The sequence below is a fragment of the Faecalibacter rhinopitheci genome, assembly GCF_015234135.1.
Lineage (GTDB): Bacteria > Bacteroidota > Bacteroidia > Flavobacteriales > Weeksellaceae > Empedobacter > Empedobacter rhinopitheci.
In genome coordinates this window covers 83,431-98,685 of sequence record NZ_JADGIK010000007.1, presented here as the reverse complement: position 1 = coordinate 98,685, position 15,255 = coordinate 83,431, and the positions used below count along the sequence as shown (strand labels likewise).

Genomic DNA, 15,255 nt, shown 5'->3' with positions numbered 1-15,255 from the left:
AACAACACATTTGGAAAAATACCTCGCTTATTTAATACTATCTCTTACCATAATCTTTAACACTTGGTTTTGGTCATATTTTGTCTTATCACAAAAATTTTCATAGCTTATAGAAACGATAGTGTCTTTTTTATAAATATACATAATCGCTTCACCTTTCTTTTTTATTACTGTATCTCCTATTGAAATATATTGTGCGAATGGTTGCCATCCTCTTGTGTCAGGATGAAAATATTCGGATTTATTTGTCTCTAGATTTCTCCCTTTTAATTTTAATGTACCTAAAGCAAAAGAAGACTTTTCTGTATTGTAATTTCTATCTATAATAATGTTAGATTGCTGTTTTAAAACTATTTTATGAAAGTCGTTACACTGTGATTCTCCACATCCACAAAACATAGATAGTATAAGTAATAATAATATTTTTTTCATTTTTTAAAAGGTCTCAATATTATAGAATTAGAAAATTGTTGACTAATTCCTAACCCTGGTTTTCGTAATCCTAAACAAACACTTTACTTCTTCAATTATCCTACACTCCATCTGTTTGAATGAACATCTCATTGTTTCTCAAATATAACAATATATAGAGAGATAATTTCTTTAATAAAAATGTAGCAACTTTATAAAATAACAAAAGGCAAACGTTGGTTTGCCTTTTGTTTTATTGTTTTTTTAGAACTTCTTTTATAGTTCCATCTGGATTATAAATTTCACCTTTACACTCCCATTCGTGAGAAATAATCGTATTTTTTTTGTGAATATTGAATGTTAGTTCGCCTTTTCGTTTGATAATAGTGTCTCCTATTTCTATTTCATTTCTATATTGAGACCACCATCTTCCTCCATCAGAACACTCACACTCCTTTTTAGTAGTAGGATTAATTCCTATAGCATCTAAAGTTGGAGATGGAGATGAAGGTAATTTATTTACGATTATGATGCATTCATTTTCAACTGCGAATTTTACTAACAAACCACAATCTATACCATTGGAACATGAGTATAGAAAAAGAATATTAAATAGTAAATAATATTTAAATAATTTAATTCGAGAATCTGTATATTTCATATGATTTTGTAATTGATCTTCCTGCTCCTACACTCGTACCTAAATTCACTCCATAGCTTCTAACACCGCTTGCGGCTTCAATAGGCTGTCCATTTTGGATAATAGGTATTTTTGTATCATTATCTATTAATGCAGATGTACTATAACTACCACCAAGAATTAAACTTGCTGAAGTAGTAATGTCAGATCCTTTTAGACCTCCTAAAACATCTTTATTCCCACCGTAGTTATCATGAAAATTCAAAGAAGCAGAAGGACCAAAGCCAATTTTATCAAAACTAACTCCTATGCCAGAATCTGCTCCACCTAAAATAGAAAAATCTCCTCCAGTTATAGCTACTTGTACATTTACATTTGCTTGAAAAAAGATAGCATTTACACCATAATTAAGTGAAAAGCTAATAGCGTCAGGATTATATGGAGAAAATCTAGGATCATAACTTTTATCATAAGCTCTATTTACAATGCCTTGGAAACTATTATCTTTCTTAGCAATTATACTAGCTTCACCTAAATTAACTGTTTCGTTAGCATATGTATTCTCTCCGTTTAAACCATCCCAGGTATTTTGTTTAGCATTATATACCCAACTACCTGTATCATCTGTATGAACATAACCATCTTTATATTCGTAGCCATTTTGTGGAGGATCAGGCATCATCCCATCGGGATCAATAAAGTAAACAGGATTATTAAAAGCATAATTGTAAGGTGAGTGGCGACGCATTTTCTCTGCCAAAGGATCTACATTGAACCATCTCCCAATATTAGCGTCATAATTTCTCCATCCATAGTCATGCCAATTTAAACCAAGTTCGTCTTGTAGTTCAACACTTCGTTTGGTATGTTCACCAAAAACTTTATTAAAGCTTTTGGCTCCATAATCGTTGTATTTGTACTTATAATTTCCAGAACCTGAAGAACTTTCTAAGCCAATTGCAATTTCTATCTTTCCAAGTGTACTTTGTATATCTTTCTGAGGTTTATTATAGCCATTGTGTTGTAAACCAAAAGGATAATAATGATCTTCGTTTACAGTTTTTAGTTTACTATTTACCTCATCCCATGCATAACTTACACGCACATTTCCTAGATGATCGGTTAAGTTATATACATAGTTATAAGCTACCGTACCATTAGTTATTGCATTTACATACCCTTCCGCTGTCGGGAAAAATTGTAATACCCCATCTTTATACTGAAAACCATCTAAATATTCTGTTATAGTTGTGGTTAATCCAGCATTTGTTCCACTTAGTTTTTTTACTATTTTTCTTAACTTCACACCATTTGCATTGTACGCATATGCTACACTTCCAACACCTTTCTGTACTAAGATAGGTAAATTTAAATGATTATAAATAATACTATCCGTAATTTCTTTATTTAAATCAATTTTTAAATTTCCATTTTTATCATATACATAATCGTCTCCATTTGTTCACTAAATAACTAAGTTTAACTGGCCTTAAATTCGGGCGTTAAGAAAAAGAACGAAGAAGGCGTTAAAAATAATTTCCCGAGCGATAGCGAGTGATTTAAATTATTTAGCCAACTGAAATTCTTTTTTAGCAAAGAATTTACAGCCTTGATTTTTTTGGTTCTTTTTTCATCAAAGAAAAAAGAACATCTAAATAAAAAACAAATTACTAAAAACTAGTTCACTTCCTTACAACTCTACTAATCGGCCTCTAAATCTATAACGTTAAGAAATTAAATAGAATGGAGGATAAGAAAGATTTAGCGAGTGCTAACGAGTCATTTAAATCTTTCCCGTAATGATATTTAATTTTAGTGAAATAGATTTGAAGCCTTGATTTTTTTGGTTCTTTTTTCATCAAAGAAAAAAGAACATATATAAAAAAATACAATATGAACTTAATACGCATCACAAATGAGTATAGACAAAATGAAAATTAGAGAAGAATACCTAAGCCACACCGTGGCTTCTCCTTTTAATTTCAAATGTTTTGTATCAAGACAAATTCGCAGGATTCATGAATACATTATTATTTAAATAAAATACTTATGAATAAAAATGAAAGCATTGTTTTTTCTCTCAAATAAAATAAATATATATAAGTTTAATACACTTCAGAAGTTACTTTAATCAAAAACATCCCAATTCTTTCCATCAAATGAAGCATATACCATTGTTGGATAACTTTCTTGATGAAAAATAGTACCATTGTGATCAATTCCAATTGCCCCTGCAAAACCATCAATTTGTTTTAATTCATTAAAAGTTTTGTCGAATGCAACTTCTATAGGCATACCATCCGTTACTCTTGTGACAATTTTAGCAGCCATAGCACCATTAATGATATCTTCTCCTACACCTGTTAAACTTACTCCACAAAATGAATTGGCATAATTACCCGCTACCGTTGAAGAATCTGAAACTCGACCTGGTATTTCAAACCCTTTTCCACCTGTTGAGGTAGCTGCTGCAATACGATTGTTTTGATCTATACAAACACATCCAACTGTTGAGGTTGGTATATTATTTTTCTTTTCTATATATTCTGCACGACGTTGAGGTATCTCTGGATTATAATAAGGGAAGTGATGTTTAATAGCAAAAGCATTTGCACCTTCACCACTTAAAAATCGATCATCTTGACCTGATAATTCTTTGGCCAATAAGATTGGATTTTGAATATTTTCTACATTAATTACACCACTCATATTTAGCTTATGGCCATCCATTAATGCGGCACTCATTCGGATTTTGCCGTCCGACTGAATTTGAGATCCCGTTCCTGCATTATACAAAGGATCATTTTCTAGTAAACTAACCACATGTACAACTGTTTCTAACGCAGAATGATTCTGAAGATATTGATAACCTTGGTTACAAATTTCTTTTAATGAATTTTGTTTATCTATTTTTACTTGTGCAGAGGTATCTGATTCAGAAAAAAAGCCTCCGTGAATAATAATCTTCATATAGGTTAATGGTATTGAGAATCTTTGATGATTAATTTATTTTCTTTGATATAATAGATATCATTTTTGGTCATACAATGAACAATAATATTAGCAATAGAAATAGGTTTACCAGTATGGATTTGAGTTAAATTAGTATCGGATATTTGATGCCCATCTACAATAATAAGGCTTCCTGAACCTAATGTTTGCATTTGATTATTATCTATAATTAATAAACCAGTATTTTCCCCTAAACCAATTCCAATTTTCATCGGATTACCAACTACTGTCTGAAATAAACGTCCAATTCTACCACGTTCTAAGAAATGTGTATCTACGATAATAGAATCTATTAGTCCTAATCCACCATTAATCTCAATTTCACCTTTTCTTAATGCAGCAGAAGATTCGCCCTCATAGATCATTCCAGAGGATACTGCAGCTGCACCAGCAGAAGTACCTGCATAAACAAATTCTTCATGGTAATATTTTTCAATTAACATTTGATGGAAAGGGGTTCCACCAATAGTAGAAGTTAAACGCAATTGATCTCCGCCTGTGAAGAAAATAACGTTACATTCTTGTAATCTTTTTAAAAAATCTTCATTCTTACAATCCATACGATTGTCTAGATGCATATGGCTTACATTATGTGCGCCCAATAAATTAAAAGCTCGGATATAAGCTGTTGCCGAATCAATCGCTACCCGTGATGCTGTTGTTACAATTTCGATACGAGAATTAATCCCTTTTTTTGATTCATCCAGTATCTTTTTTAAAATACCTTCTACAAAAAAAGATTTGTATTCAATATTAGTAGGTATAGTTTGTTCTGGGATTAAGTCCCCTGTGTCGATTCCACCTCCAACGATGATTAATTTTCCTTTGATCATTTGTAATTAATTAAGCGGTAATTAATTATCAATTATTATTCCTAAAAAAAAGACGGATTAGAATTGTAATTCGGTAAGGAAATTGTTAATAAACATTAAACCATAATAAAACTACATATGATTATTGAGAAAATTTTAATTCTAAAAGGGCCAAATGTATGGAGTATTAGACGTTCCAATTTGATTCAAATGCGACTTAATTTAGAAGAATTAGAAGAGTTCCCGACAAATAAAATAAATGGATTTTACGAACGAATTATACAATTAATTCCATCTTTATACACACATCGATGTTCAGAAGGAGTAGAAGGAGGCTTCTTTACACGGGTAAAAGAAGGGACATGGATGGGACATGTGATTGAACATATTGCTTTAGAAATACAAACGCTGGCAGGTATGTTTACTGGTTTTGGAAGAACAAGAAGTACATCTATAAAAGGTGTTTATAATGTTGTTTTTAATTATGTAGATGAAGAAGCAGGAAAGAATGCAGCAGAATTTGCAGTTGAAATTGCACAGGCTTTAATAAATGGGGATACAATAGAAATTCAACCCTATATTGATAAGCTGCATACTATTTATGAGAAAAATAAATTAGGTCCTTCTACCCAAAGTATTGTTGATGCGGCTGAAGCGCGTCACATCCCGTGGAGACGATTAAATAAAGAGTCATCTTTTATATATTTTGGACAAGGTATTCATCAAAAATTTATACAAGCTACTATTACATGTCAAACTTCTTACCATGGAGTTCAACTCGCTGGAGATAAAGATAGAACTAAACAACTTTTAAATCAATACCATATTCCAATTCCTAAAGGTGGTGTTGCAATAACAGGGGAAGAAGTATATGATTTGGTTAAACAATTGGGATTCCCTTTAGTCATAAAACCTCTTAATGGAAATCAAGGAAAGGGTGCAACTGTAAATATTTGTGATTTAGAAGATGTGGATAATGCTTTTTTGCAAGCGAAGGAATATGGAAATGAGGTGATTGTTGAGCGTTATATTGAGGGAAAAGATTACAGAATAATGGTGGTAAACCATAAAGTAGTTGCTTTAGCTGAAAGGGAACCTGCGCATATTGTAGGGGATGGTGTGCATACTATAAATCAACTAATTCAATTTGAAAATACAAATCCGCTACGAGGAGAAGGGCATATAAATTTTTTAACCAAATTATTAATTGACGATGATTTACTACAAATGCTTTCTAAACAGAAATATGATTTAGAAAGTATTCCATTAGAAAATGAAAAGGTCATTTTAAAATCTACTTGTAACCTAAGTACAGGAGGGACCTCAACGAATGTTACATCTATCGTTCATCCGTCAACCATCCTAATGGCGGAGAAAATATCTCGTATTATTGGGTTAGATGTATGTGGAATTGATGTTATCGCTCACGATATTTCATTACCTTTTACGCACGGAAATGGAGCAGTACTAGAAGTAAATGCCGCACCAGGTTTTCGTATGCATACCCATCCTGCACATGGAGAGCCCATAGATATCGGGAAATCAGTAATAGATTATTTATATCCTCAGAACATTCCGACCAATATACCTATCATTGCAGTGACGGGTACTAATGGTAAAACAACAACCACTCGTTTAATTGCTCATATTTTACAGCAATCAGGTAAACAAATCGGATACACTACCACAGATGGAATTTATCTTAATAAGTTACTGCTTGAACGTGGGGATACAACTGGTCCTCGTAGTGCTAGAAAAGTATTACAAGATCCTATGACTGAAATTGCAGTGTTAGAAACTGCACGTGGTGGAATATTAAGAGAAGGGATTGGTTTTAAGGAATGTCAAATTGGTGTATTAACTAATATTGAAGAAGATCATTTGGGTTTAAATGATATCAACACATTAGAAGATTTAGCCCGCGTTAAATCAGTAGTGTTAGATACGATTCAACCAAATGGGTGGGCAATAATTAATGCTGAAAATGCCATAAGTATGAAGATAAGTAAAAAATTATCTTGTCACAGTGCTTATTTTATTAGTAATCCTCAATCTGAATTAATCCCAGAATTTATCAAGAGAGGTGAAAAGTTTAGTTTTATTCAAGATGATATCGTTTGTATATATACGGGTCAAAAAATAATTAAAATTATTCCTGTTCAAGATGTTCCTATTACTTATGGAGGTAAAGCTCAGTTTATGATTCAGAATATGCTAGCTGCAGCATTGGCTTGTTATTTATTGCCTAGCGAAATAGGACAAATTAAACAAGGTTTAGAAACTTTTCAGCCAGGTGTGGAACAAACGCCAGGAAGATTAAATATTTTTGAGATCAATGATTTTAAATTGTTGGTGGACTATGCTCATAACCCTTCTGGTTACTTAGCTATACAATCTTTTATAGAAAGTTTTCAGTGCAATCGTAAAATAGGAATAATATCAGGAATTGGAGATCGTAGAGACCAAGATATTGTACAATGTGCTTCTATTGCAGCACAAATGTTTGACTATATAATTATACGCCAAGAACATCATTTACGAGGGCGCTCAGAAAAAGAAATTACGAGCCTGCTACTAAAAGGAATTCAGCAGGTTAATCCAAATATGCCAGTAAAATTAATTAGCGATGAGGTTGAAGCTTTAAAATACGCATTACAAATAGCAGAAAAAGGAGATTTTGTAATTGCGCTAAGCGATGAAATAACAAATGTGATACAGTGTATCAAAAGACAATTTAATGGTGAAATTAATATTGTATAGTAAGTATGAATTTAATTTTACAATAAAAACATCAAGTTATTAAAATAAATATCTATTTATAAGTTAAAAAAAGTGCTGAAAATCTCAGCACTTTTTTAATTGAATCTTATTTCTTTATTTCAAGTTTCATCATAATATCCGTTTGTTCATCATTTCCTAATCGGAAGATATGTTTATCGAATGCTGTGAAACCATTTTTTTTGTAAAATTTAATGGCTCTCGTGTTTTCTTCCCAAACACCTAACCATACATAATCTACGTTTTTTTGTTTCGCAATTTCAATTGCTTTATCATATAATTGCTGTCCTACTTTTTTTCCATGAAATGCATTTAAAACATAAATGCGTTCAATTTCTAAAGCGTTATTATCTTTTAATTCTGTCTGTGATTTTCCAAAATTGAGTTTTAAATATCCTACTATATCTTTATCCACTTTTGCAAAATAAAATTCAGAATTATCATCCTTTAATTCAGCTAATATTTTTTCTGAAGAAAAGCTTTCAGCCAAATATTTCTTCATATCCTCTTCGCTATTTGTGGTAGCAAAGGTTTCGGAAAATGTGGTTTTACCTATCTCTTGCAGAGCTTTTAAATCTGTAATTTCTACATTTAATATTTTGATTTCTTCCACTTTCATTTTTTTAATACAATTTATACTATGTACGTGTGCAAAGTTTATAATATATTTTGGTTTATCAGTAAATTACAATACATCTCTTTTCTAATTTAAATAATAATCAATGAAATAATAAAATGAGTAATCAAAGTGTGAAAAGAGTACTAAAATTTCCTTTTGTATAATGTAAGCGTACTTATTGTACATGTTTTCTGTAGGCAAGCTGTAGGTGCGCTATATCCATTCTGTATCGCTTCTGTAGGGTTCGTTCGGTGTTCGTTCGGATATAAGAATTCTATACCTATTTTATAAAAATATATAGTAGGAATAAGGTTCTATCATTTGTTATATAAAACAATTCAATTAAAATGCTATAATTTTATCCCTATTTCTTCATGAATCGTAACTAAATAGGCAACGAGCAAAATCTTTCCATAAAAGATTATCAATTCCTAATAATCCAAAATTTGAAATGAATATATTTCGAGCTAGTTTTAATTTACTGCTTACTTTGCTATTCAGAATCTCATTACGGCCATGTATAGATACACTTAGTATGTTTTTAACTCTATAAAGTATAAAAGTATTACTTGCATCTTTTCGATAGAAATGTTTTGTTTCATTAGAATTTATGAAAGGATTAATCGTAGGTGATAGTTCTATAATCGCACATGAAATTAATTCGTCATCAATCTCAATAAATTTTGTTATAATTACCCAATCAGCAAATAAATCTTCACATATATTTACTTTGTGCATAGGTTTCTTTTCTATTTTTATCAAATCACCAACGCTGTTTACCTGATTTAAATTTTCACCTTTATCATTCATTAAAGTAAAATGTACATCGCTGATTTTACAGAATTCATCCCATTGATTAATATGTGTTAACCTGTTTTTAAGTGTTTTAAAATGTGCTATAGGATCTTCATTTTCTAGTTTTTTATAAATAAACATATCGCGTTGAAATCCTTGAATATGTGCCGGGATATACGCAGTAATTTGCTTTGGAAGTAATTGGTCGTATGTTTTCATTTATAAAATAATTATCTTTTTAGTACGATATAAAATTGGTGGATAAATAAAGTTTTAATGAAGATGGATATGATGTATGTATTTAGTATCCACTTTATTAAAGTTTATATTTCTATATCAAAGACATGACCAAATAGATGACAAACTCTATATTTGAGTGTTAATGGGGAAATTATGTTGAGGTATAATTCTTTAGGTAATAAAAAAGCCCTGATAAACAGAGCTTTTATGTAATATTTTATGAGTAAAGATTAAGGGTTAGTTGACCATAAACCAAAGTCTTTTACAAAAGCACGTTGAGGTAATTTTAAGTGACTTACAATTAAATAAGCTAAATCTTGTGGTTGTAAGACTCTTTCTTCATTTCCATCTGTAAATTTAGCATTTAACGTCATTTCAGTTGCTATGGTACTTGGGTTAATTGTTGTTACACGTACACCTTTTTTACGGAACTCTTGCATTACTGCCTCAGACATGTTGATAACTGCTGCTTTAGAAGCTCCATAAGCACTAAGATTTGCGTTACCTTTTTGTCCAGCTGTAGAAGCGATATTGATAATATCACTTGAAGATTGTTGAGTTAAGAAAGGTAAAACTTCATGTAAAACGTAGTAAGTACCTAATACATTAATTTTAATAGATTGTTCAAATTCCTCAATTGGTAAATCTAAAATTCCTCCAGTTCTTAAAATTCCAGCATTGTTAATTAAAATATCGATTCTTGCATCGATTGCTGTTAATTCTTTTACAGTATTTTGTACTTGTGTCAAATCGCTTACATCCGCAACAGAAGTATTTACCGTAATATCGTTATTTAACGTTTTAGCTTCTTGTGCTACAGCGTCTAAATCAGCAGCTGTTCTTCCAACTAAAAATAGATTAGCTCCTTCTTTTGCTAAAGCCAACGCCATTGCTTTACCTAATCCTTTACCAGCTCCTGTGATGAAGGCTGTTTTTCCTTGTAATGATTGCATTTCCATATAAAAAACTTTTTATGCAAAGTTTGCTAAATTAGCGCAGAACATCAAATATTTTGGGATTAAAATAGAGTGTGATTTGCTAATCAAATGATGCAGAATTTATTTATAATTTAATAGGCTGTTTTATCAGAAGTTGTAGACCATTTTTTAAATGCTTCTAATCCTTCTTCTCTTAAAAATTGCTGAATAGGAATTGCTCTTTTTTCCATAGACAAAGCAATTTCATCATAAATAAAAGAGTCATCAAATCCAATCTCTTTTGCATCATCTCTTGTGTTGGCATAATATATAGCATCTATACGAGCCCAATAAATCGCACTTAAACACATCGGGCAAGGTTCACAAGAGGTATATATTTGACAACCTGCTAAACTAAAATTATTTAAATATTTCGTTGCATTCCGAATGGCTACAATTTCTGCATGAGCTGTAGGGTCATTACTTGCAGTAACGCGATTGGTTCCTTCCGCTATTATCTTTCCATCTTTTACAATCACTGCACCAAATGGTCCACCTTCTTGATCTATATTTTCACATGAGCAAGCAATTGCTCTTTTCATATGTTCTGCATTGTAATTCATCGTTTAGGCTTTTTAAAATTTATATTCAATTTAAGCCTATTTTAGGGAAAAACAGTTATTCCTTTGATTTTTATTAAAATAGGAGAGATTATTGTATACTATTGTATTAATTAAATATTTAAAATGAAAAATTATCCAACCTCGGTAAGTCAAACTCTAACTCGATTTGTGCTTGGTTTATTTATGTTATTTGCTGGTATAAGTCATCTAACTTTCATGAGAAGCGAGTTTCAGGCACAAGTTCCTCAATGGTTACAAAAAACTGCTGCAATGTCTGATGCTGTTGTTTTGGTATCAGGTGTAGTTGAAATCATATTTGGTCTTGCTCTTTTGTTTTTAGGAAGATATAAAGCCTATGTTGGTATTGCTTTAGCTTTATTTTATATTATTATTTTTCCTGGAAATATTTCACAATATATAAATGGTGTAGATGCATTCGGTTTGGATACAGATTTGAAACGATTAATACGATTATTTTTCCAACCTATATTAGTCATTCTTGCATTATGGTCTACAAAAGGATATAATTTACTTAAAAAACAAAATAAATATTGGAAATAAATCAATTAAAGTGTTGAGGGTTATTTAATTAAACTGTTTTCGTGTTTAATTAATTATTTTAATATTTTTTTAAGGTTTTTAAAAGGTCTTGAATTCATATTTTATGTAATTTTAAAAACGTTTAAACAATAAATTATTTTTTAATCGTTTTAATAATAAAAGTATACGTTTAGTAAAACGTATAGACAATGGAATACATTTATGACAAGTAAAATCATCGGGGTTGGAAACTACATTCCTTCCGAAATAATCACTAACATTTTTTTTGATCAACATAATTTTTTAGACAATAATGGTGATGCCTTAAAACATGATAATGCTACAATTGCATTAAAATTAAAAGAAATCACAGGTATAGAAGAAAGAAGATACGCTAGTAAAAATCAAGTCACTTCAGATCTTGGTTTAATTGCTGCTGAAGCTGCAATCAAAAATTCAGGTATTGATCCTGAAACATTAGATTACATCATTTTTGCACATAACTTTGGGGATGTAGCATTTGGTACAATACAATCTGATACAGTGCCCAGTTTAGCTTCTCGCGTAAAACACAAGTTGAAGATTAAGAATAATTATTGCGTGGCTTATGATGTTTTATTTGGATGTCCAGGATGGATTGAAGGAGTAATACAAGCTAATGCTTACATTAAATCTGGTCTTGCCAAAAGATGTTTAATTATTGGTGCTGAAACTTTATCGCGCGTTGTAGATCCACATGATAGAGATACCATGATTTATGCAGATGGTGCGGGAGCAGTAATAATAGAACATACAGAAGAGGAAAAAGGAATAAAATCTCATTTATCAGCTTCTTTTACATACGAAGAAAAAGATTATTTGTTCTTTGGGAAATCATATAATAACACAAAATGTCCAGATACTAAGTATATTAAAATGGATGGTCGTAAGATATATGAATTTGCATTGAATAATGTTGCTGCTGCCATGAAAGAGTGTTTGGCTAAAAGTGGATATGATATTACAAGTTTAAACAAGATTATCATTCACCAAGCAAATGAGAAGATGGACGAAGCTATCGTGAAACGTTTTTACCGTCAATATAGTATGCCAGTTCCGGAAGGTATTATGCCAATGGTTATTAGCAAGCTAGGAAATAGTAGTGTTGCAACAGTTCCTACATTATTAGCAATGATAATGAATAACGAATTGGAGGATCATCAGATAAATGACGGAGATTTAGTAATGTTTGCTTCAGTAGGAGCTGGTATGAATATTAACGCCATTGTTTACCAGTTCTAGTTATAAAGAGATATTTTATATACTTCATATATAAAGCACTGAAATTTAATTTCAGTGCTTTTTTTATAAATAAATTGAATCAATTTGCCAATAAGAGGATACTATTAATTGGTCAATCTACATCTCAGAAATAATAGTTACATTTGTAACCGTTATATTTATAACTAATTTATTTACATGAATAATAAAATTGCAATTGAACTGAATGGTTTAGAGCTAATCAAATACGCGTTATTCAAAGATTATTTTTTACCAGAAGAACTAAAAATGATTAACCTAACGCAAGAACGTATTTTAATGACGGTTAAACACTCAGTAAATTTATCAATGGTTAATATTTCTAGAGCTGTCGGACTTGAAAAAGGTCCATTTTCTCAATCTGTCGATAAATTAGAAGAGTTAGGTTTTATTCAACGAATTCGATCTGTCTCAGACAAAAGAAAAATACATTTAGCGCTAACGGATGAAGGAAATCTTTTCATTGATAAAGTAGAAACTAGTATGGATGAGCATTTTCAGAATAGAATGAAAATATTAACCCAAGAGCAGGTTCAAGAATTTTATCAAGCCTTAGCAACAATTAATAAATTATCTAATATTATCATTTCTCAATAATTATCATGAATCAAATGCCCATTAATAAGAAAGAAAATTTTGTATATACCTTTCTTATGGTTTTTGTTATGGCTTTCGGTATGTCAGCTTATAACACTATTTTATACGATGGAATTAACTTGGAAAGTTTAAAAAAAGCTTGGACAATTTTACCACTAACTTACATCATCGCTTTTACGGTGGAATGGTTTTTTGTAGGTAAAATGGCCATGAAGCTGATTCATAAATTCGTGAAACCAAACGATCCACTTCCAAAAGTTATTTTAGTTTCGGCATTATGCTTCGTAACACAAATGGTAATTATTATGTCATTTATTTGTTCTTTATTATTTTCTGATTTTGATGAAAACTGGATTCAAAATTGGTTAATCAGTATGCCTAGAAACTTTATAATGGCTTTTCCGTTACAAGTGATAGTAGCAGGTCCATTAGTCGGATTTGTATTTCGTAAACTATTTCCCGTAGGTACAATTATAGATCCAATTAAATAATTGAATGAACGTTTTTTAAAAAAATCTTTGCATCGACAAAGAATTTTTTTAAGAATTGTAAAAGCAGATTATTGTAAAATTCTTTTCTTTCTCGCAAATTTAATCTTAAATTTAAATAAGCTAAGAACGCTATTATGAAAAGAGTTTTTTTTGAGAAGGATAAATATTTTGATTATTTATTTGTGATTACGAATCCAGGGGAAGATGCTGAAATTTATAAAGTGAAGAATTTTACGGATGAAACGGGACACGAATATGTATATACATTGATTGGTGAACGAAAGTCGATAACTGACGAGATTTTTGCAAAAAGTGTTACGCCTTTACCTAATGGTAAATTTATGAATTATATGGATGGAGGAGAATCTATTACTGCTAAAGAATGTATAGAAAGTATGATTGATCTAAGAAGTATTAATAAAGAAAATGATATTTATATTTATATCAGAAGAAAATAAATTTTAGATTATCTCGATGTAGATTTACAACATGAAAATTGGCCGTATAATACCTCTCATTGTTTTATGTGGAATTTTATTTTTTGCAACCATTAGTTTTTCCTCTTTAGAATTTTTCTTAAGGGCAATACCTAATGATTTCTCTTTTAAAAAATATCACCTAGAATCTAGCCAAGACAAAATCGAAATTTTAATTTTAGGAAGTTCACATACTTATGTTAGCCTTGATCCTAAATTATTTTCTGCACCTACTTACAACTTAGCTTACTCATCTCAAACGCTCGACTTAGATGAGAAATTATTTGACCAATTCAAAAATCAGTTACCGCAGTTAAAAACTGTTATTATTCCTATTTCATATTTTAGTTATGTGTTGTGTTTGGAAGATGGATCTTCTGCCCACAAAATCAAGAATTACAATATTTATTACAGTATTTATTCACACACGTTGGATTGGAAGAATCAAACAGATATTTTTCATCAGCCATTATCTACATCTTTACATCGATTAGAGAAATATATAGAAGACCCTACAAACGAAATAAAAGTTGATCGTAACGGTTTTATCTCAAAACGTTATGTTAAACAGGATATTGATTCTATTGAAAGTGCCGAGCATGCAGTTGCAAATCATTCAAAAAATTTAAAAGATACTTTAACACAAAATCGTATTGCTTCAAATCTTAAAGCATTACAATGTATAATAAATTGGTGTAACGCAAATGATGTAAAGGTTATTTTGTTAACGTCTCCTGTAATGCGATTTTATATAGATCGTTTAAATAAAGATCAATATAATCATATGAAACAAACAACTCAGCAATTAATTGAGCAATATCCTGCGGTAGAATGGTGGAATTATATGGATTCTACTCGCTTATTTCTTCCTGAGGATTTTCAGAATGCAGATCATTTAAGTCAAAAAGGCGCACAAAAATGGAGTAAGCTGGTCAATACTAAACTGACGGTCGAAAAATAAAGCTTGCAGATGTTGCAATATTTTTCTTTATCCCTACATTTACG

The 15,255-nt window shown here is 30.7% G+C and carries 16 protein-coding genes; 7 read left to right on the top strand and 9 right to left on the bottom strand.

Going from position 1 to position 15,255, the window contains the following annotated elements; genetic code table 11:
* Window positions 1–27: 27 nt before the first annotated feature.
* From IM532_RS11095 to IM532_RS11075, 5 genes are all read right to left on the bottom strand, one after another.
* Entirely contained in the window at window positions 28–432 is a 405-nt protein-coding gene (locus tag IM532_RS11095) for a hypothetical protein (protein ID WP_194183520.1), read from the bottom strand.
* A 232-nt stretch (window positions 433–664) separates the two neighbouring features.
* A complete protein-coding gene (locus IM532_RS11090) occupies window positions 665–1,072 on the bottom strand; it encodes a hypothetical protein (RefSeq protein ID WP_194183519.1) in 408 nt (135 codons plus the stop codon).
* On the bottom strand, window positions 1,047–2,357 hold the full coding sequence (locus IM532_RS13825) for an RHS repeat protein (protein WP_317173012.1): 1,311 nt from the start codon (window positions 2,355–2,357) through the stop codon (window positions 1,047–1,049). The genes IM532_RS11090 and IM532_RS13825 overlap by 26 nt, the downstream gene beginning before the upstream one ends.
* Before the next feature lie 821 nt (window positions 2,358–3,178).
* On the bottom strand, window positions 3,179–4,021 hold the full coding sequence (locus IM532_RS11080) for an isoaspartyl peptidase/L-asparaginase (protein ID WP_194183518.1): 843 nt from the start codon (window positions 4,019–4,021) through the stop codon (window positions 3,179–3,181).
* A 5-nt stretch (window positions 4,022–4,026) separates the two neighbouring features.
* Window positions 4,027–4,896, bottom strand: a complete 870-nt coding sequence (locus tag IM532_RS11075; protein WP_194183517.1) for a cyanophycinase — start codon at window positions 4,894–4,896, stop codon at window positions 4,027–4,029.
* Window positions 4,897–5,013: 117 nt separating this feature from the next.
* On the opposite strand from IM532_RS11075, the gene cphA reads away from it, so the two are divergent.
* A complete protein-coding gene (cphA, locus tag IM532_RS11070; protein ID WP_194183516.1) occupies window positions 5,014–7,635 on the top strand; it encodes a cyanophycin synthetase in 2,622 nt (873 codons plus the stop codon).
* A gap of 106 nt (window positions 7,636–7,741) precedes the next feature.
* Here the strand turns inward: cphA and IM532_RS11065 are convergent, their stop codons facing one another.
* The 4 genes from IM532_RS11065 to IM532_RS11050 form a co-directional block, all read right to left on the bottom strand.
* Window positions 7,742–8,272 (bottom strand): GNAT family N-acetyltransferase, encoded by a 531-nt coding sequence (locus IM532_RS11065; protein ID WP_228063720.1) that lies wholly within the window; start codon window positions 8,270–8,272, stop codon window positions 7,742–7,744.
* 372 nt (window positions 8,273–8,644) lie between these two features.
* Entirely contained in the window at window positions 8,645–9,286 is a 642-nt protein-coding gene (locus tag IM532_RS11060; protein WP_194183515.1) for a hypothetical protein, read from the bottom strand.
* Between the two features lie 251 nt (window positions 9,287–9,537).
* A complete protein-coding gene (locus tag IM532_RS11055) occupies window positions 9,538–10,266 on the bottom strand; it encodes a 3-ketoacyl-ACP reductase (protein WP_228063719.1) in 729 nt (242 codons plus the stop codon).
* 110 nt (window positions 10,267–10,376) lie between these two features.
* Window positions 10,377–10,847: a nucleoside deaminase gene (locus IM532_RS11050; RefSeq protein ID WP_194183514.1), complete on the bottom strand. Its 471-nt coding sequence runs from the start codon at window positions 10,845–10,847 to the stop codon at window positions 10,377–10,379.
* 123 nt (window positions 10,848–10,970) lie between these two features.
* Here IM532_RS11050 and IM532_RS11045 point away from each other — a divergent pair, with 123 nt between their 5' ends.
* The 6 genes from IM532_RS11045 to IM532_RS11020 all read left to right on the top strand — a co-directional run bounded on the left by IM532_RS11045 (window position 10,971) and on the right by IM532_RS11020 (window position 15,211).
* Window positions 10,971–11,408, top strand: coding sequence for a DoxX family protein (locus IM532_RS11045; protein ID WP_194183513.1), 438 nt, complete (start codon window positions 10,971–10,973; stop codon window positions 11,406–11,408).
* 201 nt (window positions 11,409–11,609) lie between these two features.
* Window positions 11,610–12,668, top strand: a complete 1,059-nt coding sequence (locus IM532_RS11040) for a 3-oxoacyl-ACP synthase III family protein (protein WP_194183512.1) — start codon at window positions 11,610–11,612, stop codon at window positions 12,666–12,668.
* Window positions 12,669–12,845: 177 nt separating this feature from the next.
* Window positions 12,846–13,283, top strand: coding sequence for a MarR family winged helix-turn-helix transcriptional regulator (locus tag IM532_RS11035; RefSeq protein ID WP_194183511.1), 438 nt, complete (start codon window positions 12,846–12,848; stop codon window positions 13,281–13,283).
* 5 nt (window positions 13,284–13,288) lie between these two features.
* Window positions 13,289–13,774 (top strand): DUF2798 domain-containing protein, encoded by a 486-nt coding sequence (locus IM532_RS11030; protein ID WP_194183510.1) that lies wholly within the window; start codon window positions 13,289–13,291, stop codon window positions 13,772–13,774.
* A 134-nt stretch (window positions 13,775–13,908) separates the two neighbouring features.
* Complete coding sequence (locus IM532_RS11025) at window positions 13,909–14,232, top strand: hypothetical protein (RefSeq protein ID WP_194183509.1); 324 nt, start codon at window positions 13,909–13,911, stop codon at window positions 14,230–14,232.
* A 31-nt stretch (window positions 14,233–14,263) separates the two neighbouring features.
* The gene (locus tag IM532_RS11020; RefSeq protein ID WP_194183508.1) at window positions 14,264–15,211 is read left to right on the top strand and encodes a hypothetical protein; all 948 of its coding nucleotides are present in this window, start codon (window positions 14,264–14,266) and stop codon (window positions 15,209–15,211) included.
* Window positions 15,212–15,255 lie beyond the last annotated feature (44 nt).